The 21746-nt window shown below is 74.0% G+C and carries 21 protein-coding genes; 18 read left to right on the top strand and 3 right to left on the bottom strand.

The features are described 5' to 3' along the window. The first annotated feature begins 103 nt into the window (after window positions 1-103). Complete coding sequence (locus tag ACI79A_RS14020; RefSeq protein ID WP_457084141.1) at window positions 104-517, top strand: GlcG/HbpS family heme-binding protein; 414 nt, start codon at window positions 104-106, stop codon at window positions 515-517. Here ACI79A_RS14020 and ACI79A_RS14015 read toward each other — a convergent pair. Continuing rightward, window positions 502-1146, bottom strand: coding sequence for a hypothetical protein (locus tag ACI79A_RS14015; RefSeq protein WP_457084139.1), 645 nt, complete (start codon window positions 1144-1146; stop codon window positions 502-504). The two genes, ACI79A_RS14020 and ACI79A_RS14015, sit on opposite strands and share 16 nt — an antisense overlap. Before the next feature lie 159 nt (window positions 1147-1305). Between ACI79A_RS14015 and ACI79A_RS14010 the strand changes: the two genes are divergently transcribed. From ACI79A_RS14010 to ACI79A_RS13965, 10 genes are all read left to right on the top strand, one after another. Then, on the top strand, window positions 1306-2235 hold the full coding sequence (locus tag ACI79A_RS14010) for a helix-turn-helix domain-containing protein (RefSeq protein ID WP_457084137.1): 930 nt from the start codon (window positions 1306-1308) through the stop codon (window positions 2233-2235). Next, window positions 2232-2789: a dihydrofolate reductase family protein gene (locus ACI79A_RS14005; protein WP_457084135.1), complete on the top strand. Its 558-nt coding sequence runs from the start codon at window positions 2232-2234 to the stop codon at window positions 2787-2789. The genes ACI79A_RS14010 and ACI79A_RS14005 overlap by 4 nt, the downstream gene beginning before the upstream one ends. A 156-nt stretch (window positions 2790-2945) precedes the next feature. Further along, a complete protein-coding gene (locus ACI79A_RS14000) occupies window positions 2946-3107 on the top strand; it encodes a hypothetical protein (protein ID WP_457084133.1) in 162 nt (53 codons plus the stop codon). Window positions 3108-3262: 155 nt separating this feature from the next. After that, the gene (ald, locus tag ACI79A_RS13995; RefSeq protein WP_457084131.1) at window positions 3263-4378 is read left to right on the top strand and encodes an alanine dehydrogenase; all 1116 of its coding nucleotides are present in this window, start codon (window positions 3263-3265) and stop codon (window positions 4376-4378) included. Between the two features lie 29 nt (window positions 4379-4407). Further along, window positions 4408-5331, top strand: coding sequence for a site-specific tyrosine recombinase XerD (xerD, locus tag ACI79A_RS13990; protein WP_457084130.1), 924 nt, complete (start codon window positions 4408-4410; stop codon window positions 5329-5331). 215 nt (window positions 5332-5546) lie between these two features. Further along, on the top strand, window positions 5547-6467 hold the full coding sequence (locus tag ACI79A_RS13985) for a ParA family protein (protein WP_457084128.1): 921 nt from the start codon (window positions 5547-5549) through the stop codon (window positions 6465-6467). Next, entirely contained in the window at window positions 6464-6994 is a 531-nt protein-coding gene (locus tag ACI79A_RS13980) for a hypothetical protein (RefSeq protein WP_457084126.1), read from the top strand. The genes ACI79A_RS13985 and ACI79A_RS13980 overlap by 4 nt, the downstream gene beginning before the upstream one ends. Before the next feature lie 162 nt (window positions 6995-7156). Continuing rightward, window positions 7157-7987 (top strand): segregation and condensation protein A, encoded by an 831-nt coding sequence (locus tag ACI79A_RS13975; protein ID WP_457084124.1) that lies wholly within the window; start codon window positions 7157-7159, stop codon window positions 7985-7987. Then, entirely contained in the window at window positions 7984-8904 is a 921-nt protein-coding gene (gene scpB, locus ACI79A_RS13970; RefSeq protein ID WP_457084122.1) for an SMC-Scp complex subunit ScpB, read from the top strand. The genes ACI79A_RS13975 and scpB overlap by 4 nt, the downstream gene beginning before the upstream one ends. 62 nt (window positions 8905-8966) lie before the next feature. Continuing rightward, window positions 8967-9809, top strand: coding sequence for a pseudouridine synthase (locus tag ACI79A_RS13965; protein WP_457084120.1), 843 nt, complete (start codon window positions 8967-8969; stop codon window positions 9807-9809). Between the two features lie 111 nt (window positions 9810-9920). On the opposite strand, the gene ACI79A_RS13960 is transcribed toward ACI79A_RS13965, so the two are convergent. Continuing rightward, entirely contained in the window at window positions 9921-12281 is a 2361-nt protein-coding gene (locus ACI79A_RS13960; protein ID WP_457084118.1) for a beta-xylosidase/alpha-l-arabinosidase, read from the bottom strand. 72 nt (window positions 12282-12353) lie between these two features. Further along, window positions 12354-13352 carry a LacI family DNA-binding transcriptional regulator gene (locus ACI79A_RS13955; RefSeq protein ID WP_457084116.1) on the bottom strand — a complete coding sequence of 333 codons (999 nt, stop codon included), beginning with the start codon at window positions 13350-13352 and terminating at the stop codon, window positions 12354-12356. Window positions 13353-13668: 316 nt separating this feature from the next. On the opposite strand from ACI79A_RS13955, the gene ACI79A_RS13950 reads away from it, so the two are divergent. The 7 genes from ACI79A_RS13950 to ACI79A_RS13920 all read left to right on the top strand — a co-directional run bounded on the left by ACI79A_RS13950 (window position 13669) and on the right by ACI79A_RS13920 (window position 21652). Then, window positions 13669-14979, top strand: coding sequence for an ABC transporter substrate-binding protein (locus ACI79A_RS13950; RefSeq protein ID WP_457084114.1), 1311 nt, complete (start codon window positions 13669-13671; stop codon window positions 14977-14979). A 45-nt stretch (window positions 14980-15024) separates the two neighbouring features. After that, window positions 15025-15900, top strand: a complete 876-nt coding sequence (locus tag ACI79A_RS13945) for a carbohydrate ABC transporter permease (RefSeq protein ID WP_457084112.1) — start codon at window positions 15025-15027, stop codon at window positions 15898-15900. Then, on the top strand, window positions 15897-16808 hold the full coding sequence (locus ACI79A_RS13940; protein WP_457084110.1) for a carbohydrate ABC transporter permease: 912 nt from the start codon (window positions 15897-15899) through the stop codon (window positions 16806-16808). The genes ACI79A_RS13945 and ACI79A_RS13940 overlap by 4 nt, the downstream gene beginning before the upstream one ends. Window positions 16809-16853: 45 nt before the next feature. Further along, window positions 16854-18044, top strand: coding sequence for a xylose isomerase (xylA, locus tag ACI79A_RS13935; protein WP_457084108.1), 1191 nt, complete (start codon window positions 16854-16856; stop codon window positions 18042-18044). Window positions 18045-18081: 37 nt separating this feature from the next. Further along, window positions 18082-19554 carry a xylulokinase gene (gene xylB / locus ACI79A_RS13930; RefSeq protein WP_457084106.1) on the top strand — a complete coding sequence of 491 codons (1473 nt, stop codon included), beginning with the start codon at window positions 18082-18084 and terminating at the stop codon, window positions 19552-19554. A gap of 107 nt (window positions 19555-19661) precedes the next feature. After that, a complete protein-coding gene (locus ACI79A_RS13925; RefSeq protein ID WP_457084104.1) occupies window positions 19662-20738 on the top strand; it encodes an ABC transporter ATP-binding protein in 1077 nt (358 codons plus the stop codon). Continuing rightward, window positions 20735-21652: an aldose 1-epimerase family protein gene (locus ACI79A_RS13920; protein WP_457084102.1), complete on the top strand. Its 918-nt coding sequence runs from the start codon at window positions 20735-20737 to the stop codon at window positions 21650-21652. The genes ACI79A_RS13925 and ACI79A_RS13920 overlap by 4 nt, the downstream gene beginning before the upstream one ends. Window positions 21653-21746: the final 94 nt, after the last annotated feature.

Below are 21746 nucleotides of genomic sequence, written 5' to 3'. Positions count from 1 at the left end.
CCCCTCCTCCTCACCCCTCGCAGGCTCGGCGCGGTGCCCTGGAGGGCTGCCGACGTGGCGCCCGGGCTTGTCGCCGGGGCGCCTGGCGGGACAGGCTGGAGCCGTGCTGACCTTGGACCAGGCCCTGGAACTGCTCGCCGCCGCCCGGGCGGAGGCCGAGGGCATCGGCGTGCCGATGTCGTTCGCGGTGACCGATCCCGGCGGCCACCTGGTGGCCGTGGCCCGGATGGACGGCGCGCCGTGGATCACCCCGGAGGTGGCGCAGGGCAAGGCCTGGACCTCGGTCGCCTTCCGGGTGCCCAGTGACGTGCAGAAGACCCGGATGCAGACGATGCCGAACTTCGTCTCGGCGCTGACCGCCATGACCGGTGGCCGGTACACCCCGCAGACCGGCGCGGTCCCGGTGCACGCCGACGGCGCCCTGGTCGGCGCGATCGGCGCGGCCGGCGGCAGCGGCGCGCAGGACGAGGCGGTCTGCGCCGCCGCGGTCGCCGCGTGCGGCTACGCGGTGGGCTGATCCACCGGGGGGTCGGCGGGCAGCTGCAGGCCCAGCCGGCGCAGCTCGAGCGCGGCCAGGTCGCGCACCGCGGCCGGGTCACCCGTCCGCCAGCGGGCGCCGGTGCCCACCGGCAGGCGTGCCAGGTCCGGCAGCGGCGCGGTCGCCATCGCGCGGGCGGCGAGCAGCTCCAGGTCGGCCGGCTCCACCCCGCCGGCCGCCAGCAACCGGTCGGCCGCGCCGGCCTCCCGCGCCCAGCGCAGCCGCGCCGGCAGCCGGCGGGCCAGCAGCCAGCCCACCGGGAGCACCACGAGGACCACCGCCAGCACCGCGCCCAGGGTGTGCACGGCGTCGGAGGTGGCCTGTCCGGCGCCGGTCACCGATGCGCCGGCCCGGCCGAGCGCCTCGAACGGCCCGGACAGCTCGTCGCCGACCACCGGGACGTCGTCGGCCGCGCCGGCGGCGGACTCCATCGTCCTGGACAGCTCACGGCCCAGGCCGGCCACCGCCTTCCCCGGCTCGGCCAGGGTCAGCACGGCGCCGTGCACCGTCCGGGCGACCACCACCCACAGCACCGCCCAGAGCAGCAGGCCGAGGTCGCCGACCACCTGGCGGGCCCGGCGGTCGGCGCGGTCGGCGTACAGGCGCATCGGTCAGCTCCGGGGGAGGGGTGCGACGTGGGTCCGGTGGAACGGGGTCCGGTGGAACGTGGGTCCTGGGCATCGTGCGGCACGCGGCTGCGCGCGGCGATCCAGGACCGAGCAAGAACGGTCGGGCCGGCGAGCCCGCCCGCTCGGGAGACTGCGGGCATGACCGAGGACGTGCGGGCCGGGCGTGATCGGCTGCGCGAGCTGCTGGACGCGGTGCTGGACGAGGGCAACCGCACGCTCACCGAGATGGCCGAGGACGCCTTCGCCTCCCCGTGGCACTTCAGCCGCCAGGTGGCCCGGGGTGCCGGGGAGTCGCCGGTGGCGCTGCGCCGGCGGGTGGAGCTGGAGCGGGCGGCCTGGCAGCTGCAGCAGGGGCGGCGGGTCACCGACGTCGCGTTCGCCGCCGGGTACGAGTCGGTGGAGGGGTTCAGCCGCGCGTTCGCCCGGGCCTACGGCCGCTCCCCGGGGCAGCAGGCACCGGCGCCCACCCGCGACCACCACTGGCTCCCCGCGCCCAACGGCATCCACTTCCACCCGCCGACCTCGCTGTGGGTGGCCGGTGAGCCCGGTGCCCGCGGCGGGGACGAGGTCACCGCCCTGCTGGTGCACCACGCCCTGGACGACACCCGGTCGCTGCTGGAGATCGCCCGGGAGCTCACCGACGACGAGTACCGGCGTCCGCGCGCCGCCGATCTGCAGGTGCTGCCCTGGGACGGCCCGGAGGAGTCTCTCGCCGCCGTCCTCGAGCACCTGGTGCGGACGACGGAGGTCTGGCTCGCCTCGGTCGAGGGAGCCGATCACCCGGCCCGCGGCAGCGACGGCCCCGCCGCCCTGCTCGCCCGGCACGACGCCGCCGCGCCCCGCTGGCTGGCCTTCGTGCGCGACGTCTCCCGCCGCGGCGCCTGGGGCGACCGGCTGGTCGACGCGCTCTGCGACCCGCCCGAGACGTTCGTGCTGGGCAGCGTCGTCGCCCACGTGCTGACCTTCGGCGCGCACCGGCGGCTGCTGGCGCGCCACTGGCTCCGCGCGGCCGGTGTGCCGGTCGACGCGGGCGACCCGATCGACTGGCTGAGCAGGAGGGCGACATGAGCAAGGAGGAACGGGTGACCCGCACCGTGTACTACACCGCCACCTCCCTGGACGGCTTCATCGCCACCGCCGACCACTCGCTGGACTGGCTGCTGAGCCGGGAGAGCGACGAGGACGGGCCGATGGGCTACCCCGCGTTCATCGCCGGGGTCGGTGCCCTCGCCATGGGCGCGACGACGTGGGAGTGGGTGCGCCGCCACGACCCCGACTGGCTGCCGGAGCGGCCCGCCTGGGTGTTCACCCACCGCGACCTGGCCGCCCCACCCGGCGCCGACGTGCGGTTCACCGCCGACGACCCGGCGCGGGTGCACGCGGCGATGGTGGCGGCCGCGGCCGGGCGCGACGTGTGGATCGTCGGCGGCGGGGACCTGGCCGGTCAGTTCGCCGACCGAGGCCTGCTCGACGAGGTCGTGGTCTCCATCGCCCCGGTGACCCTGGGCGCCGGGGCGACGCTGCTCCCGCGCCGGGTCGAGCTCGAGGTGCGCGAGTGCGCCCGCAACGGCGAGTTCGTCTGCGTGCGGTACGCGGTGGTCCCGGGCCCGGCCGGGAGCTGACGGACGGGTCCGGGGGCCACGCACGTCGCCGTACCGGCCGGGGCCGGCCGAGGGGTTCCTCCGACGCTGGTGCTCTGCTCACTCGTGGTGAGCAGAGCACCAGCGTCCCGGTGCCGGCCCTCGGACGGCGGTCATCCCCGCCCGGGACGTCCGCTCGTGCCGTGCGGGCCCCGGTCCGGGCGGTCAGCGGCCGATCGCGTCCAGCTCGGCCAGGTTCTGGGCGCCGAGCCGGAGCCCGGCGCCGGTGACGTTCTCCCGCAGGGGCACATGGACGAGGTGCTCGCCGCCCGCGCCGCCTACGACGCGCAGGTCGGCTGAGCCGGGGCGACGGACCCGCCGGGGTGGCGGTCGACACACACCCGGCGCACCGGCCCTGCCTAGACTCCGCCGGGAGGCGCGCCCCGATCGGGCGCCCACGATGCGGTGGCGCCACCGGCACCCCGGGACGCCCGCCGAGACGGGGAGTGGGGACCATGCGGGTCGGAGTCGCCCGAGAGGTCAAGAACCGTGAGTACCGGGTCGCGCTGACGCCGTCGGGCGTCACCGAGCTGGTCGCCGCCGGGCACGAGGTGCTCGTCGAGCACGACGCCGGGGCCGGGTCGTCGATCCCGGACGCCGACTTCACCGCCGCCGGCGCCCGGATCGTGCCCACCGCCGACGACGTCTGGGCCGACGCCGACCTGCTGCTGAAGGTGAAGGAGCCGGTCGCGGAGGAGTACGGCCGGATGCGCGCCGAGCAGACCCTCTTCACCTACCTGCACCTGGCCGCCTCCCGCGCCTGCACCGACGCGCTGCTGGCCGCGGGCACCACCGCCATCGCCTACGAGACGGTGCAGACCGACGGCGGGGCGCTGCCGCTGCTCGCCCCGATGTCGGAGGTCGCCGGCCGGATGGCGCCGCAGGTCGGGGCGCACACGCTGGAGCGCGCGCAGGGCGGGCGCGGGGTGCTCCTGGGCGGCGCGTCCGGGGTGCACGCGGCGAAGGTCGTCGTCCTCGGCGCCGGGGTCTCCGGGATGAACGCGGCCACGATCGCACTCGGCCTGCAGGCCCAGGTCACCGTGCTCGACCGCGACCTGGAGAAGCTCCGCGCCGCCGACCGGCTCTACCGCGGGCACCTGCAGACGGTCGCGTCCAACGCGCTGGAGGTCGAGCGGGCGGTGCTGGAGGCCGACCTCGTCATCGGGGCCGTCCTGGTGCCCGGCGCCAAGGCCCCCACGCTGGTCACCGACGAGCTGGTCGGCCGGATGAAGCCGGGGTCGGTGCTGGTGGACATCGCCGTCGACCAGGGCGGATGCTTCGAGTCGACCCGGCCGACCACGCACGACGACCCGACGTTCGGCGTGGCCGACTCGGTCTTCTACTGCGTGGCCAACATGCCCGGCGCGGTGCCGCACACCTCCACCTACGCCCTGACCAACGTCACGCTGCCCTACGTGCTCGCCCTCGCCTCCCGGGGCACCGACGGCGCGGTGACGGCGGACCCGGCGCTGGCCCGGGGGGTCAACGTCGCCGCCGGCCGGCTGGTGCACGAGGGGGTGGCCGCGGCACACGGGCTGCCGTGGGAGCCGCTGGCGGAGGTGCTGTCCTGACGGCCGCGCGGACCGGAGCCGGCCCCGACGTGCAGCGGGTGGTCACCGGGTACCTCGACCACCTGACGGTCGAGCGCGGCCTGGCCGCCAACACCATCGCCTCCTACCGCCGCGACCTGCGCCGGTACGCCGAGTTCCTGCAGGCCACCGGCGTGCGCGGCCTCGGGGAGGTCGGCGAGTCCGACGTCGCGGCGTTCCTGGTGGCGCTGCGCACCGGCGACGAGGACCACCCGCCGCTGTCGGCGACGTCGGCTGCGCGCGCGGTGGTCGCCGTCCGGGGGCTACACCGCTTCGCGCTGCTCGACGGGCTGGTGCCCGACGACGTCGCGGCGGAGGTGCGTCCGCCGGCCCCGGCCCGCCGGCTGCCCAAGGCGATCCCGGTCGAGGAGATCGAGGCGCTGCTGACCGCCGCCGGGTCCGTGGAGGGCCCCCGAGGGCTGCGCGACCGGGCGCTGCTGGAGCTGCTCTACGGCACCGGCGCCCGCATCTCCGAGGCGGTCGGGCTCGCCGTCGACGACCTCGACCTCGGCTCGGCGGCGGTGCGGCTGGCCGGCAAGGGCGGCAAGGAACGGGTGGTGCCGGTCGGCACCTACGCCGTCCGCGCCGCCGAGGAGTACCTGGTGCGCGCGCGGCCGGCGCTCGCCGAGAAGGGCCGGGCGGGGGTGCGCGGGGGAGCGCTGTTCCTCAACGCCCGCGGCGGGGCGCTGTCCCGGCAGAGCGCCTGGTCGATCCTGCGCGACGCCGCCGAGCGGGCGGGGATCTCCGCCGAGCTGTCCCCGCACACGCTGCGGCACTCCTTCGCCACCCACCTGCTCGACGGCGGCGCCGACGTCCGGGTCGTGCAGGAGCTGCTCGGGCACGCCTCGGTGACCACCACGCAGGTGTACACGCTGGTCACCGTCGACCGGTTGCGCGAGGTCTACGCCACCAGCCACCCCCGCGCGCTGCGCTGACCAGCCGCGCAGCCCGCGGCAGATTTGTCGACAACTCGACCGCCAGCCGGTCACGTCCGCCTCCCGGGCTGCCGAGATCACCGGTGGGAGATCGGTGCGGAGGCTTCCCCCCGCCGTGCCGCGACATCTCCCGGCGCGGCCGCCGTCCGGTGGTCGCGGGTCCGGGGCCGGCGCACGCCGCCGGCCGGCACCAGCGAGGGAAGAGGGCGCACACCATGTCGACACGAGCCGAGGCGGCGGGGCGCGCGGTCGCGCTCCCGTACGGCGGGGCCCCGGCCGGCGATGCCGAGATGGGGGCGCCGGCCAGCCGGATCGACCCGGCGAAGGCGCGGCAGCGCAAGCTGCCAGACCCCAAGCCGCTCACGCAGCACGGGCCCGCACGGATCATCGCGATGTGCAACCAGAAGGGCGGCGTCGGCAAGACGACGTCGACCATCAACCTCGGTGCCGCTCTCACCGAGGCCGGGCGCAAGGTGCTGCTGGTCGACCTGGACCCGCAGGGCGCGCTGTCGGTCGGCCTGGGCATCCCCGCGCAGCAGCTGGACCGCACGATCTACAACGCCCTGATGGAGCCGGCCACGACGCTGGCCGACGTGCGGGTGGCCACCGGCGTGCCGGGCCTGGACCTGGTGCCCAGCAACATCGACCTGTCCGCCGCCGAGGTGCAGCTGGTCAGCGAGGTCGCCCGCGAGCAGACCCTGATGCGGGTGCTCGCCCCCATCCGCGCGGAGTACGACTACGTGCTCATCGACTGCCAGCCCTCGCTGGGCCTGCTGACGGTCAACGCGCTGACCGCCGCGCACGGCGTGATCATCCCGCTGGAGTGCGAGTTCTTCTCCCTGCGCGGCGTCGCCCTGCTGGTCGACACCATCGACAAGGTCAAGGAGCGCCTCAACCCGGCGCTGGAGGTCTCCGGGATCCTCGCCACCATGTACGACACCCGGACGGTGCACTGCCGCGAGGTGTTCAGCCGCGTGGTCGAGGCCTTCGGTGACACCGTGTTCCAGACCGTCATCGGCCGCACCGTCCGGTTCCCGGAGACGACCGTCGCCGGGCAGCCGATCACGACCTGGGCGCCCACGTCCTCCGGCGCCGCCGCCTACCGCGACCTGGCCAAGGAGGTCATCGCACTGTGACGCGCCGTCCTGTGCTGCCCGGAGCCAACGAGCTGTTCCGGCGCACCGACGCACCGGCCGCGCCGTCGGCGCCGGTCACCGAGCTGCCGACCCTCGCCGCCGCGCAGTCGTCCCCGGCCCTGCGCGGCGCCAAGGCCGAGCCCGCCCGGCCGGCCGCCGAGCCGCAGACCGCGCCGCCGCCGCCCGGCGCGGCACCGCTGACCCTGGTGCCCGACGTGGCGGGGGGTGCGCCGCGGATCGTCGTCGACGAGCTCGCCGGCCACCGCGCCGCGCTGCCCGCGCCGGCCCCGAAGGCCGCGAGCCGGCAGCGCGCCGACCGCGGGCGCACCCGGCACGAGGAGAAGATCACCGTCTACTGCTCGGCCGACGAGCTGCTGGCGCTGGAGTCGGCCCGGCTCACGCTGCGCGGCCAGCACGGCGTCGTGGCCGACCGGGGGCGGATCGTCCGTGAGGCGATCGCCGTCCTGCTGTCGGACTACGAGCTGCACGGCGAGGACTCCGTCCTCGTCCGCCGCCTCCGGAAGTGACATGCCCCCTCCTCCCGCGTTGATCATCGGCAGATGGCTGTGCGGCGCGCCGACGCAGGGCGCCGGACGCCGATGATCAACGCGGGTAGGGGGCGCTGGGGCTGGAGTGGCCACGGTGGCCGCGTGGCTGACCAGCGCCTCCGGGCGATCTAGGCTCGGAGCGTGACGACGACGGTGGCGGAGGTGGTCCCCGACGGGCGGTTCACCGTCCGGCTGACCAACTTCGAGGGGCCGTTCGACCTGCTGCTGCAGCTGATCGGCAAGCACAAGCTCGACGTCACCGAGATCGCGCTGTCGAAGGTCACCGACGAGTTCATCGCCCACCTGCGCGCCCTCGGCGACGAGCTGGACCTGGACCAGGCCAGCGAGTTCCTCGTCGTGGCCGCCACCCTGCTGGACCTCAAGGCCGCCCGGCTGCTGCCGGCCGCCGACGTCGAGGACGAGGACGACCTGGAGCTGCTGGAGGCGCGCGACCTGCTGTTCGCCCGGCTGCTGCAGTACCGGGCGTACAAGCAGGCCGCCGAGTTCCTGCGCGAGCGGGAGGCGCAGGCGACCCGACGGTTCCCCCGGGACGCCGCCCTGGAGCCCCGGTTCGCCGACCTGCTGCCCGAGGTGCTGCTGGGGGTGGGCCCGGAGGAGTTCGCCGCGCTCGCCGCGCAGGCGCTGACCCCCAAGCCCCCGCCCACGGTCAGCGTCTCCCACCTGCACGCGCCGGCGGTGAGCCTGACCGAGCAGCTGGTCCTGGTGCGCGCCCGGCTGGCCGAGGCCGGGACGGCGACCTTCCGGGGCCTGAGCCGGGACTGCGCGCACACCCTGGAGGTGGTGGCCCGCTTCCTCGCCCTGCTGGAGCTGTACCGCCAGCAGCTGGTCACCTTCGACCAGGTGGTCCCCCTGGGGGAGCTGCACGTGCGGTGGACCGGACCGCAGCTGGTCGACGGCCGGCTGCCGGGGCTCGACGACGACGCCGACGAGCGGGTGGAGGAGTACGCGTGACCGGGCCCGAACCGCCCGAGGACCAGCAGCCCGGGGACCAGCCGCCCGAGGAGCGCCCCGCCTTCTCCTGGGACGTGCTCGCCGCCGAGTTCGCCGCCGCCGGGCAGGACGACGACGACCCGCCGGTCGCGGCCTGGGACGCCATCGCCGCCGAGCTCGCCGCCGGCCTGGGCGCCCCCGAGGACGCCGACGGCCCGCCGGAGGGCTCCCTCCCGGACAGCGCCCCGGCCGCCGACGGACCCGCCGCGCCCCCGCTCGGGCGCGCTCCGGCCGCCCCGCCGGTGGAGCTGGTCGTCGTCCCCGAGCCGGAGGCGCCGGTGGAGGAACCGGCGGCCGCGGCCGCGGAGGAACCGGACGGCCCGCCGCTGGACGCCGTCGCGCTGCGCGGCGGGCTGGAGGCGCTGCTGTTCGTCGCGGACGCGCCGCTCGACGAGGGGACCATGGCCGCCGCGCTGCGCTGCTCGGTGCTGCGGCTGCGCCAGGAGCTGGCCGACCTGGCCGCCGAGTACGACGCCCGGCGCGCCGGAACGGTGCTGCGGCGGGTGGGGGAGGGCTGGCGGCTCTACACCCGGGACGAGCACGCCCCCGTCGTCGAGCGGCACCTGCTCGGCGGCCAGCGCAGCCGGCTGACCCAGGCGGCGCTGGAGACGCTCGCGGTGATCGCCTACCGCCAGCCGGTCACCCGGGCGCGCGTCTCGGCGATCCGCGGGGTGGGCGTCGACGCCGTCGTCCGGACCCTGGTGACACGGGGGCTGATCCGGGAGGCCGGCTCGGACCCCGACACCGGGGGAGGGCTGTACGTGACGACGCCGCTGTTCCTGGAGCGGCTCGGCCTCACGGGCCTCGACGAGCTGCCGCCGCTGGCGCCGCTGGTGCCGGACACCCGCGCCCTGCTCGACGAGCACCCCGAGCGCTAGCCGGTCGCCGTCGCCCTGGTGAGCCGTTGGGGCAGCCGGCGCGGAGTGGGAGACTGGCGGGGATGAACACGCACGCAGACGACGAGTTCCAGACCGCGGGCGGCGAGGGCTGGTCGGAGGAGATGGAGCTCGCGCCGGCCCACCCGGGTGACCGGGAGACCGCCGAGCCCGACGACGACCGCCCCGGTGAGCGCCTGCAGAAGGTGCTCGCCCGCGCCGGCATCGGCTCCCGCCGGGTGTGCGAGGAGATGATCGACGCCGGCCGGATCAGCGTGAACGGCGCGGTCGTGATGGCCCAGGGCATGCGGATCGACCCCGACACCGCCGTGATCGCGGTCGACGGGCGGCGGATCGACATCCGCAACGACAAGGTCACCTACGCGATGAACAAGCCCGCCGGGATCATCACCTCGATGAGCGATGACCGCGGCCGCCCGACCGTGGGCGACATGATGGGCGACCTGGCCGCGGGCCTGGTGCACGTCGGCCGGCTGGACCAGGACACCGAGGGCCTGCTGCTGCTCACCACCGACGGTGAGCTGGCCCACCGGCTCGCCCACCCCTCGTACGAGGTGAAGAAGACCTACCTGGCACAGGTCAGCGGCTCGGTGCCGCGCGACATGGCCCGCCGGCTGCGCAAGGGCATCGAGCTGGAGGACGGCCCGGTGAAGGTCGACTCCTTCTCCGTCGTCGACACCCACGCCGGCCAGTCCGTGGTCGAGGTGGTGCTGCACGAAGGACGGAAGCACATCGTGCGACGGCTGCTGGCCGAGGTGGGCCTGCCGGTGAACCGGCTCACCCGCACCGCTGTCGGCCCGGTCGACCTGGCCCGGATGCGGGTCGGCACGATCCGGAAGCTGACCCGCCAGGAGGTCGGCGCCCTGCACGAGCTCGTCGGCATGTGAGCAAGGACCCTCCTGACCCCACCGCTCGCACGCTCGCGGCGGGCCCCTGCAGGAGGGCCGCGAGAACGCCAGGAGGGGCGGCCGTCGCACCGACAGCCGCCCCTCCGGCCGTCACAGGGGGCGGATCTCCACCGGCGTGCTCAGCACCCGGTCGGTGCCGACGACGCGGGTCGCGCCGGTCAGCTGCACGGGGAGCTGGAACCGCAGGTCCTCGCTGGAGGCGCCCAGCTGGAACACCAGGTCGCCGGGCTCGACGATCCGCTGCATGTCCCGGCCGGTGAACGACGTCCGGTCCGCGTGCACGGTGAACGTCACCTGCGCGGCGGCGCCGGCGGCGAGCTCGACGCGGGCGAAGCCGACGAGCTGGCGCACCGGGCGCACCACGCTGGCCACCGGGTCGTGCAGGTAGAGCTGCACGATCTCCGCGCCGTCCCGGTCACCGGTGTTGCGCACCGTCACCGACACGGTCACCTCGCCGTCGCTGGGCAGCTCGGCCGCCCCGACCGCGGCGTCGGACCACGCGAAGGACGTGTAGGACAGGCCGTGCCCGAACGGGAAGACCGGGGTGGGGTCCGCGGCGCTGATCCCGCTCTTGGCCCCCAGCGCCGCGTGCAGGTAGGTGTTCGGCGCCCCACCCGGCGTGCTGGACACCTGGACCGGCAGCTTGCCCGAGGGGTTGACCCGGCCGCTGAGCACACCGGCGACCGCGCCGGCGCCCTCCTCGCCGGGGAAGAACGCCTGCACGATGGCGGCGGCCCGGTCGACCACGCCACCGAGGGCGTAGGGCCGGCCGGTGAGCAGCACCACGACGACGGGCTTGCCGGTCTCCAGCAGGGCGTCCAGCAGCTCGCCCTGGGCGCCGGGCAGCCGCAGGTCGTCGGCGTCGCATCCCTCGCCGGAGGTACCGCGGCCGAACAGGCCCGCGACGTCGCCCAGCACGGCCAGCACCACGTCGGCGTCCTCGGCCACCCGGACCGCGTCGGCGATGCCGCTGCGGTCGACCTCCTGCACCGGGCAACCCTGCGCCGTGGTGACCTCGGCGCCGGGGAACTCGGTGCGGACGGCGTCGAGCAGGGTCGGCAGCTCGATGCCCAGGTCCATGTCCGGGTGCTGCACCCCGACGTGGTTGGGGAAGGCGTAGCAGCCCATCAGCGACAGCACCTCGTCCGCGGCGGGGCCGACGACGGCGACCTTGCCCGGGGCGCTGAGCGGCAGCGTGCCGGCCCGGTTGTCCAGCAGCACCACCGAGCGCTCCGCCATGGTGCGGGCCAGCGCCCGCATGTGCGGCGGGTCGAAGTCGATGGTCGTGCCCTGGCGCAGCATCTCCGGCTCGGGGTCCCAGCCGGCGTCGAGCAGGCCGAGCTCGCCCTTCTGCCGGAGGACCCGCTCCAGCGCGGTGTCCACGACCGACATCGGCACCTCACCGGAGCGGATTCGCTCCAGCAGCGGCTCCCCGTAGCAGCGCACGGTGGGCAGCTCGACGTCGATGCCGGCGGTCAGCGCCAGCGCCGCGGCCTCGCCGGGGCCGCCGGCCACGCCCTGGGTGGTCTCCAGGAACGAGACGGCGAAGTAGTCGGCGACCACCACTCCGTCGAAGCCCAGCGTGCCGCGCAGCAGGTCGGTCATCAGCGCGGGGTCGGCCGCCGGCGGCAGGCCGTCGACGGCGGCGTAGGAGTTCATCACCGAGCGGGCGCCGCCCTCGCGCAGGGCGGTCTCGAACGGCGGCAGCACGACGTCGCGGAACTCCCGCTGCCCCATCCGCACCGGGGCGTGGTTGCGGCCGGCACCGGAACCGGAGTAGCCGGCGAAGTGCTTGAGGGTGGAGACGATCCCGGCGTCCTCCAGGCCCCGCACGTAGGCGGTGCCCAGCGCCGCGACCAGGTACGGGTCCTCGCCGATGGTCTCCTCGGTGCGCCCCCACCGGTGGTCGAAGCTCACGTCGAGGACGGGGGAGAGTCCCTGGTGGACGCCGACCGACCGCATCAGGTCACCGATGCCACGGGCCATGGTGTGCACCGACTCGGCGTCGAAGGACGCGCCCCAGGCCAGGGGGATCGGGAACACGGTCGCCTGCCAGGCGGTGAAGCCGGTGAGGCACTCCTCGTGCGCGATCGCCGGGATGCCCAGCCGCGACCCCTCGACGATGCCCCGCTGGGTCTGCGCCAGAACCCGGGCGCCGGTCTCGGGCTCGACCGGCCCGGTGCCGAACATGCGGGTCAGCTGACCGAGGCCGGGCTTGGTCAGCTCCTCCCACGGCGGGAGCGGCTCGGCGAACTCGTGCTGGTTGGGGGCGACCTCCTCGCCCTCGGAGATCGCCGTCCAGACGCCGTACAGCTGCGCGACCTTCTCCTCCAGCGTCATGGCGGCCATGAGCTCGCGCACCCGCTCGTCCAGCGGGCGGGCGGGGTCACGCCACGCGGCGGTGGCCTCCGCGGCGTCCTCGGCGGTGTGCTGGTCGTTCGGGTTCGTCACGGTGGTGCTCCTGGTCGTCAGGGTTCAGCAGGGTGGTCCGGGTTCAGCGGCGGCGAGCTCAGGTCGCCGTGGTCAGGTACGGGGAGGTGCGGTGGAGGCACGGGTGACCAGGTGGGTGGCGAGCTCGACCCGCTGCGTGGCCAGCTCCCCGCCGGTGATCAGGTCGGTCAGCACCCGACCCGCCATCCGGCCCATGTCGGCCAGCGGCTGGCGGACGGTGGTCAGCGGCGGTGAGGACCAGCGCGCCATCGGCAGGTCGTCGAAGCCGACGACGCTCAGGTCGCGGGGCACGGAGAGGCGGGCCTGCCGGGCGGCCTCCATCACGCCGAAGGCCTGCTCGTCGCTGCCGGCGAAGATCGCCGTCGGCGGGTCGGGCAGCTCCAGCAGCCGGCGGGCCTGCTCGTAGCCGCCCTCGTGGTGGAAGGTGCCGTGGCGCAGCAGCTGCGGGTCCATGGCGATGCCGGCCCGGTCCAGGGCGGCCCGATAGCCGTCCAGGCGGGCACGGCTGCACAGGTAGGGCTCCGGCCCGCCGATGGCGGCGATCCGCCGGTGCCCCAGCTCGATGAGGTGCTCGGTCGCGGCCAGCCCACCGGCCCAGTTGGTCGCACCCACGCTCGGCACGTCCTGCCCCGGCGTGTCGACCGGGTCGATGACGACGACGGGCAGCCGGGACCGGCCGAGCCGGCGCTGGTCGGCGGGGGTCAGCCGGGAGGTGACGACGATGGCCCCGCGGCGACCGCCGGCGATCAGCTGCTGGGCCCAGTCGTTGCCGGGGGACTGGCTCAGCGCGTTCACCACGACCTCCAGGCCGCTCTCGGTGATGCCACGCAGGATCTCGATCGCCCAGGGGCTGTCCAGGGCCGTGAAGACGACGTCGACCAGCAGGCTCTCGGGGGCCTTGCGGTTCAGCGGGACGTAGTTGTGCTGCTCGAGCACCTTCTGCACGTGCGCTCGGGTGGCGGGGGCGACGTCCTGCTTGCCGTTGACCACCTTGGAGACGGTCGGCAGCGAGACGCCGGCCGCTGCGGCGATGCTCGCCAGCGTGGGTCGGCCCACCGGTGGGGCAGCCACTGTCGGTCCTCCCGGGTTCGGCATGCGGGCGCCGGCTGCATGCGGAGCCGCGCACGGGCAGGGAGCACCGGCGGGCCGGCGTCGCTGTCGGCGTGGAGTCGGATGCTAGCCACTGCTCGGCAATTATCGAAACTCCCCAGCCGCAGCGGGTCGTCCGAGGGGGTGCAGACTGACCCCGATCGAGGCGAATGTCACGGCTTGGACACCGTTCCGTCGTGCCGCGGCCCCGTCGTTGACACGCATCGTGGCGTGTCTTACGTTCTCGCAACTGCCCGAAACTTTCGGTTTTCAACGACGAAACAGGAAGGTGCGTGGGATGACATCCCGGCGTCTGACCCGTGTGGCCGTCTCGGCCACGTCCCTCGTTCTCATCGGCTCCATGGCCGCCTGCGGGTCCTCCGGCCCCGGCGGCGGTGATGGTGGCGGTGGTGGTGGCACCACCCAGATCTGGGCGCTGCAGGATGCTGCGCTCCAGCCCATCCTCGAGGGCTCCATCGAGCGCTTCAACGAGCAGTCCGAGAGCGGCGAGGCCGACCTCACGACGTTCGGCAACGACCCGTACAAGCAGCGGCTCCGCATCGCGATCGGCAGCCCGACCGCGCCGGACCTCTTCTTCAACTGGGGCGGCGGGAACCTCAAGGAGTACGTCGACGCCGGTGAGGTCGAGGACCTGACCGGGCTGCTCGACGAGAACCCCGACCTGCGCGAGGCCTTCCTGCCCAGCGTCCTCGCCGGCGCGGAGCTGGACGGAGCGAACTACGGCCTGCCGATGCGCGGCATGCAGCCGGTGTTCCTCTACTACAACCAGGCGGTCCTCGACGAGGCCGGCGCCACCGTCCCGACCACCTGGGACGAGATGCTGACCGCGGTCGACCAGCTGAAGGCCGCGGGCAAGACCCCGGTCGCCCTGGCCGGCAACCAGGCGTGGACCGAGCTGATGTGGGCCGAGTACCTGCTCGACCGCGTCGGTGGGCCGGAGGTCTTCCAGAACATCCGCGACGACCAGGCCGGCGGCTGGGAGCAGCCCGAGGTCCTCGAGGCCATGACGCTGCTGCAGGAGTTCATCGAGCGCGGTGCCTTCGGCACCGACTTCGCCTCCGTCGGCTACGACGTCGGCGGCGCCTCGACGATCCTCGCCCAGGGCGACGCGGGCTTCCACCTGATGGGCTCGTGGGAGTACACCAACCAGCTGGACCAGAGCCCGGACTTCGTCGCCGCCGGTGACCTCGGCTGGACGGAGTTCCCGGCGATCGAGGGCGGCGCGGGTGACCCGTCGAACCTGGTCGGCAACGTGTCGAACTTCTACTCGCTGACTTCCAACTCCGACAACAAGGAGACGGCCCGCGAGTACCTCGAGACGCAGCTGACCAGCGACGAGTACATCACCGACCTCATCGAGGCCGGGGACGTCCCGCCGGTCCAGGGCATCCGCGACCAGCTCGAGGCCACCGAGAACGGCGAGCACGCGACGTTCGTGTACGACTCCACCGTCGAGGCGGACAACTTCCAGCTCTCCTGGGACCAGGACCTCACCTCGGACGAGGCGAACGAGATGCTGGAGCAGCTGTCGCGGTTCTTCCTCGGCGAGATCGACGCGCAGGGCTTCGTCGACGCGCTGGCCGGCTGAGAGAACGAACGAGAACGGTAGATCATGAGTTCACGAGGGTCATCGGTGCAGACGGGTCTGCAACGACCGTCTGCCTGGTACGCCACACCGGCACTGCTCTTCTTCGGGCTGTTCGCACTGGTGCCCATGGTGCTGGTCGTGTACCTCAGTTTCACCGACTGGAGGGGCTTCGGCTTTCCGGGCCTGTCCGGGACGGAGAACTGGACGCGGCTGGCGCAGGACGGCGAGGCGCTCGCCTCGCTGCGGCTGACCCTCGTGTTCATGGTCCTGTCCTGGCTCGTCCAGACCCCGATCGCGCTGGTGATCGGGGTCTGGGCGGCCGGCAGGCAGCGGAACCGGGCGGTGCTGAGCACGCTGTTCTTCCTGCCGCTGCTGCTGTCCACCGCCGCCATCGCCCTGCTGTGGCGGTCGGTGCTCGACACCAACTTCGGCGTCACCCAGGCGTTGCCGTTCCTGGACCGGTTCAACTTCCTCGGTGACACCTCGATCGTCGTCTACACCGTGGTGTTCGTGGTGAGCTGGCAGTACATCCCGTTCCACACGCTGCTGTACCAAGCCGCCACCCGCGGTATCCCGGCCAGCCTCTACGAGGCCGCCACGATCGACGGTGCCGGCCGGTTCAAGCAGTTCTTCTCGATCACGCTGCCGCTGCTGCGCTACACCGTCATCACCTCGTCCGTGCTGATGCTGGTGGGCTCGTTCACCACGTTCGACACGATCCTGATCCTGACCGGCGGCGGTCCCGGCACGGCGACCCGCGTGGCGCCGCTGTACATGTACATCACCGGGTTCAGCGCCTACGAGCTCGGTTACGCGAGCGCCATCGCCGTGCTCCTGCTCGTGCTGGGTGGTGTGCTGTCCCTGGTCGTGACCAGGGCGACCGGCTTCCGCAACATGCAGAGCGAGCAGGAAGGCGCGTGACCGTGGCCCAGACCGCCATCGACCCGGAGACCATCAGCGCGGGCTCGTCGGCCTCCCGGCCGCCCCGCCGCAGCGGCAGCGCGGGCGGCCGCCGGGAGAAGCCCAACTACCTCGCCGGCGTCCTGGCCACCCTGTGGCTGGCCATCGTCGCCGTCCCGCTGTACTACCTGGTGGCGGCGAGCTTCCGGACCCGGACGGACTACCTGTCGACCAACCCGCTGAACCCACCGGCGGACCCGACCGCGGAGAACTACTCGACGGTCCTCCAGGGCGGCTTCCCGACCTACCTGGTCAACACCGCCATCGTCACCATCGCCACGGTCGCGATCGTGGTCGGGCTGTGCGTGCCGGCGGCCTACGCCATCGCCCGCAACACCGGACGCCTGGTGCAGCGCGGCTTCTCGCTCATGCTGATCGGCCTGGCCATCCCGGCCCAGGCGACGATCATCCCGGTGTACCTGCTCATCACCCAGATGCAGCTGTACGACACCCTGCTGGCCGTCATCCTGCCGACGGCGGCCTACGCCATGCCGGTGGCGCTGCTGGTGATGACCAACAGCCTGCGGGACATCCCGAAGGAGCTCTACGAGGCGCAGACCCTCGACGGCGCCGGGCCCTTCGCCGTGCTGCGCAGCCTGGTGCTCCCGCTGGCCAAGCCGGCGATCACCACCATCTCGGTGTTCACCGCGCTGAACGCCTGGAACGGCTTCCTGTTCCCCCTGGTGCTCACCCAGTCCAAGGACACCCGCGTGCTCACCCTGGGCCTGTGGGACTTCCAGGGCCAGTTCGGCACGAACGTGCCCGGCCTGCTGGCGGCTGTCACGCTGTCGGTCGTCCCGATCTTCCTGCTGTACCTGTTCGGTCGGCGCTACCTGCTGGGTGGTCTGACGGCCGGCTTCGGCAAGTGACCCGGTACACCTCCTGATCCACCTGCTCTCGAGAGGAACTTCCTGATGACCGACCTGAAGCCCACGCGCGAGGACAAGTTCACCTTCGGTCTCTGGACCGTGGGCTGGCCGGCGGCCGACCCGTTCGGCACCGCGACCCGTGAGCCGGTGGACGTCGTCGAGTCGGTGCACCGCCTGGCCGAGATGGGCGCCTACGGCGTCACCTTCCACGACGACGACGTGATCCCGTTCGGCAGCGACACCGCCGCCCGGGACGCGCACATCAAGCGCTTCCGGGCCGCGATCGACGAGACCGGCCTGGTCGTGCCGATGGTGACGACGAACCTGTTCACCCACCCGGTGTTCAAGGAGGGCGGTCTCACCGCCAACGACCGCGAGGTGCGTCGCTACGCGATGCGCAAGGTCATGCGGAACATGGACCTGGCCGCCGAGCTGGGCGCCCAGACCTACGTGCTGTGGGGTGGCCGCGAGGGCGCCGAGGTCGACGTGGCCAAGGACCTCATCGCCGCGCTGGACCGCTACGCCGAGGCGATCGACACCCTGGCCGCCTACTCCGAGGCCCGCGGCTACGGCCTGCGCTTCGCCCTGGAGCCCAAGCCCAACGAGCCGCGCGGTGACATCTTCCTGCCCACCATCGGGCACGCGCTGGGCTTCATCGCCAAGCTCGAGCACTCGCACCTGGTGGGGCTCAACCCGGAGACCGGGCACGAGCAGATGGCGAACCTGAACTTCACCCACGGGATCGCCGAGGCGCTGTGGGCGGGCAAGCTGTTCCACATCGACCTCAACGGCCAGCACGGTCCGAAGTTCGACCAGGACCTGGTGTTCGGCCACGGCGACCTGCTGCAGGCCTTCTCCACCGTCGACCTGCTGGAGAACGGCGGCGTCGACGGGGCCCCGGCCTACGACGGCCCGCGGCACTTCGACTACAAGCCGCTGCGCACCGAGGACATGGACGGCGTGTGGCGTTCGGCCGCGGCGAACATGCGCACCTACCTGATGCTCAAGGAGCGGGCTGCCGCCTTCCGGGCCGACCCCGAGGTGCAGGAGGCGCTGGCCGCCGCTCGGGTGCCCGAGCTGCGGCAGCCCACCCTCGGCGCGGGCGAGAGTTTCGAGGACCTGCTGGCCGACCGCTCGGCGTTCGAGGACTTCGACGCCGAGGCCGTCGCCAAGCGGGGTGCCGGGGTCGTCCGGGTCGACCAGCTGATGATCGAGCACCTGCTCGGCGCCCGCTGACCTGACGCCCGGATCCACAGAGCAGCAGAGGTAGGTCATGACGCTGGTGGCGGGGGTCGACTCGTCGACCCAGTCGTGCAAGGTCGTGGTGCGGGACGCCGAGAGCGGCGCCCTGGTCCGTGAGGGCCGGGCGTCGCACCCCGACGGCACCGAGGTCGACCCCGCCGCCTGGGAGGCGGCGCTGCGGCAGGCGATCGACTCGGCCGGTGGCCTGGGCGACGTCGCCGCGGTCGCCGTCGGGGGACAGCAGCACGGCATGGTCTGCCTCGACGAGGCGGGCCAGGTCGTCCGCCCCGCGCTGCTGTGGAACGACACCCGATCGGCCGGCGCCGCCACCGACCTCATCGCCGAGCTCGGCAGTGAGGTCGGTGGGGACGGCGACGCCGGCCGCCGGGCCTGGGCCGAGGCGGTCGGTCTGGTGCCGGTCGCCTCGTTCACCGTCACCAAGCTGCGCTGGCTCGCCGAGCACGAGCCGGCCAACGCCCAGCGGACGGCGGCGGTCGCCCTCCCGCACGACTGGCTGACCTGGCGGCTGGCCGGGCGTCGCGGGGGTGGTGGGGCGGGTGACCAGCACGGCCTCGACGCCCTCGTCACCGACCGGGGCGACGCCAGCGGCACCGGTTACTGGTCGCCGTTCACCGGGGAGTACCGGACCGACCTGCTGGCGCGGGCACTGGGGCACGTCCCGGCGCTGCCGCGGGTGCTCGGCCCGGCCGAGCGCGCCGGGCAGGTCGCCGCGGGCGCGCTGGCGGCCGACGGCGGGGCCGTGCTCGGCCCGGGCAGCGGTGACAACGCCGCCGCGGCGCTGGGCATCAACGCCGAGCCGGGGGACGTCGTCCTCTCCATCGGCACGTCGGGGGTGGTCTCCACCGTCTCCACGACCCCCTCGGCGGACCCCTCGGGGACCGTCGCCGGCTTCGCCGACGCGACCGGCAACTTCCTGCCGCTGGTCGTGACGCTCAACGCCGCCCGGGTGCTGGACGCCACCGCCCGGCTGCTGGGGGTCGACCACGACGAGCTCTCCCGGTTGGCGCTCACCGCGCCGGCCGGGTCCGGCGGGCTGGTGATGGTGCCCTACCTCGAGGGGGAGCGGACGCCGGACCGCCCGCACGCCACCGGGGCGTTGCACGGTCTGACCCTCGCCACCAGCGACCCGGCGCACCTGGCGCGGGCCGCGGTCGAGGGGCTGCTGTGCGGGCTCGCCGACGGACTGGAGGCGATCGCCGCCCTGGGCAACCCGGTCCGCCGGGTTCTCCTGGTCGGGGGCGGCGCCCGGTCCGAGGCGGTCCGCCGGCTCGCCCCGGCGGTCCTCGGCGTCCCGGTGCTCGTGCCCCCGCCGGGGGAGTACGTCGCCGACGGCGCCGCGCGTCAGGCGGCCTGGACCCTCGCCGGCGGCGACACCCCTCCGGTGTGGCCCACCACCAGCACCGAGACCTACGAGGCCGACCCGGTCCCGCACGTGCGGGAGCGCTACGCCGAGGTGCGGGAGCTGACCGCCACGCGGGTGTGACCGCTGCACGCGGGCCCCGTGCCCGGCGTGCATGATCAGCACAGCACGACCGTGACCCACCCCACTCGGATCGTCCGGCACGTTCCTGCCGGTAGGAGGACCACACCATGGCGTCTGTCACCTACGACCACGCGACCCGCCTGTACGCCGGGGCCGAGCGCCCCGCGGTGGACGCGATCAACCTGGAGATCGAGGACGGGGAGTTCCTCGTGCTCGTCGGCCCGTCGGGCTGCGGGAAGTCCACCTCGCTGCGCATGCTCGCCGGGCTGGAGGAGGTCGACGGCGGGCGCATCCTGATCGGCGGGCGCGACGTCACCGATGTCCCCGCCAAGGACCGCGACATCGCGATGGTGTTCCAGAACTACGCGCTGTACCCGCACATGAGCGTCGCGGACAACATGGGCTTCGCGCTCAAGATGGCCGGGGTCGGCAAGGAGGAGCGCCGCAGCCGCGTGGAGGAGGCGGCCAAGCTGCTGGACCTCGAGCCCTACCTGGACCGCAAGCCGCGCGCCCTCTCCGGTGGCCAGCGCCAGCGCGTCGCCATGGGCCGCGCGATCGTCCGCAGCCCGCAGGTCTTCCTCATGGACGAGCCGCTGTCGAACCTGGACGCCAAGCTCCGGGTGCAGACCCGCACGCAGATCGCCTCGCTGCAGCGCCGCCTGGGCGTCACCACCGTCTACGTCACCCACGACCAGACCGAGGCCATGACCATGGGCGACCGGGTCGCGGTGCTCAAGGACGGCCTGCTCATGCAGGTCGGCAAGCCCCGCGAGCTCTACGACCAGCCGAAGAACGTCTTCGTCGCCGGCTTCATCGGCTCCCCGGCGATGAACCTGTTCGACCTGGACGTCGTCGACGGCGGGGTGTCCTTCGGCGACACCGTCTACCCGGTCCCGCGCGACGTGCTGGGCCAGTCGGCCGGCAGCGGCAAGGTCACCGTCGGCATCCGGCCCGAGGACGTCGAGTTCTCCGACCACGGCCTGCCCGTCGAGGTCGACGTCGTCGAGGTCCTCGGTGCCGACGCCTACGTCTACGGGCGCACCAAGCTGGGCGACGGGGAGCACGACATCATCGCCCGCGCCGACGGCCGCACGCCGCCGGAGAAGGGCGACCTGCTGCACGTCAGCCCGCGGCGTGGCCACGTGCACCTGTTCGACTCCACGAGCGGCGAGCGCATCGGATGACGGTGCTCCCCACGGGGCAGCAGTACCTGCTGTCCTGCGCCGGGGCGGAGGCGACCGTCGTCGAGGTGGGCGGGGGGCTGCGCACCTACCGCTCCGGCGGCCGGGACGTCGTCGACGGGTTCGCCGAGCACGAGCTGGCCGAGTACGGCCGTGGGCACGTGCTCGCCCCGTGGCCGAACCGGCTGCGCGACGGCCGCTACACCTGGGACGGCCAGGAGCAGCAGCTGCCGCTCACCGAGCCCGAGGTGGCCAACGCCATCCACGGGCTGGTCCGGTTCGTCAGCTGGTCGGTGGTCGAGCGCGCGAGCGACGCGATCACCCTGGAGCACCTGCTGCACCCGCAGCCGGGCTACCCGTTCGCCCTGCGGCTGCGGGTCGGCTACGAGCTGTCGCCCGGAGGGCTCACGGTCACCACCACCGCGACCAACGAGGGCGACACCGCGCTGCCCTACGGCGAGGGGCACCACCCCTACCTAGCGGCGGGGCCCGGGCTGCGGGTCGACGACTGCACGGTGGTCGCCCCCGGCGCCACCCGGCTGGAGACCGACGAGCGCGGCATCCCGACCGGTTCGGCTCCGGTCGAGGGCACCGAGTACGACCTGCGCGCGGGCCGGCTCATCGGTGACCTGCGGATCGACCACGCCTTCACCGACCTCGAGCGCGGCCCGGGCGGGCTCGCCGAGGTGCGGCTGACCGGGCCGGACGGCCGGGGCGCGGCGGTCTGGATGGACGGCTCCTACGACCACGTGCAGGTGTTCACCGGCGACGTCGTCCCCGGACCGCGCCGCCGCGGCGGCCTGGCGGTGGAGCCGATGACCTGCCCGCCCAACGCGCTGCAGAGCGGCGAGGGGGTCCGCCGGCTGGAGCCGGGGGAGGCCACCACCGGCCGCTGGGGCATCCGCCCGATCGGCTGAGCAGCGCACCGGGACGGCCGTCGACGGCGGCCGTCCCGGTGCGGTGGCGCGACCTCCCTAGACTCGACCGAGGTGCGTGGCGACCCGCGTGCCG

The organism is Modestobacter sp. SYSU DS0657, assembly GCF_054050925.1.
This window is presented reverse-complemented; position numbering and strand designations above follow the sequence as displayed.

Excerpts from the sequence above, each read along its gene's own strand:
- ACI79A_RS14015 (WP_457084139.1), bottom strand. The coding sequence starts at position 1,146 with ATGCGCCTGTACGCCGACCGCGCCGACCGCCGGGCCCGCCAGGTGGTC.
- ACI79A_RS14010 (WP_457084137.1), top strand. The coding sequence starts at position 1,306 with ATGACCGAGGACGTGCGGGCCGGGCGTGATCGGCTGCGCGAGCTGCTG.
- ACI79A_RS14005 (WP_457084135.1), top strand. The coding sequence starts at position 2,232 with ATGAGCAAGGAGGAACGGGTGACCCGCACCGTGTACTACACCGCCACC.
- ald (WP_457084131.1), top strand. The coding sequence starts at position 3,263 with ATGCGGGTCGGAGTCGCCCGAGAGGTCAAGAACCGTGAGTACCGGGTC.
- ACI79A_RS13985 (WP_457084128.1), top strand. The coding sequence starts at position 5,547 with ATGTCGACACGAGCCGAGGCGGCGGGGCGCGCGGTCGCGCTCCCGTAC.
- ACI79A_RS13965 (WP_457084120.1), top strand. The coding sequence starts at position 8,967 with ATGAACACGCACGCAGACGACGAGTTCCAGACCGCGGGCGGCGAGGGC.
- ACI79A_RS13950 (WP_457084114.1), top strand. The coding sequence starts at position 13,669 with ATGACATCCCGGCGTCTGACCCGTGTGGCCGTCTCGGCCACGTCCCTC.
- xylA (WP_457084108.1), top strand. The coding sequence starts at position 16,854 with ATGACCGACCTGAAGCCCACGCGCGAGGACAAGTTCACCTTCGGTCTC.
- xylB (WP_457084106.1), top strand. The coding sequence starts at position 18,082 with ATGACGCTGGTGGCGGGGGTCGACTCGTCGACCCAGTCGTGCAAGGTC.
- ACI79A_RS13925 (WP_457084104.1), top strand. The coding sequence starts at position 19,662 with ATGGCGTCTGTCACCTACGACCACGCGACCCGCCTGTACGCCGGGGCC.
- ACI79A_RS13920 (WP_457084102.1), top strand. The coding sequence starts at position 20,735 with ATGACGGTGCTCCCCACGGGGCAGCAGTACCTGCTGTCCTGCGCCGGG.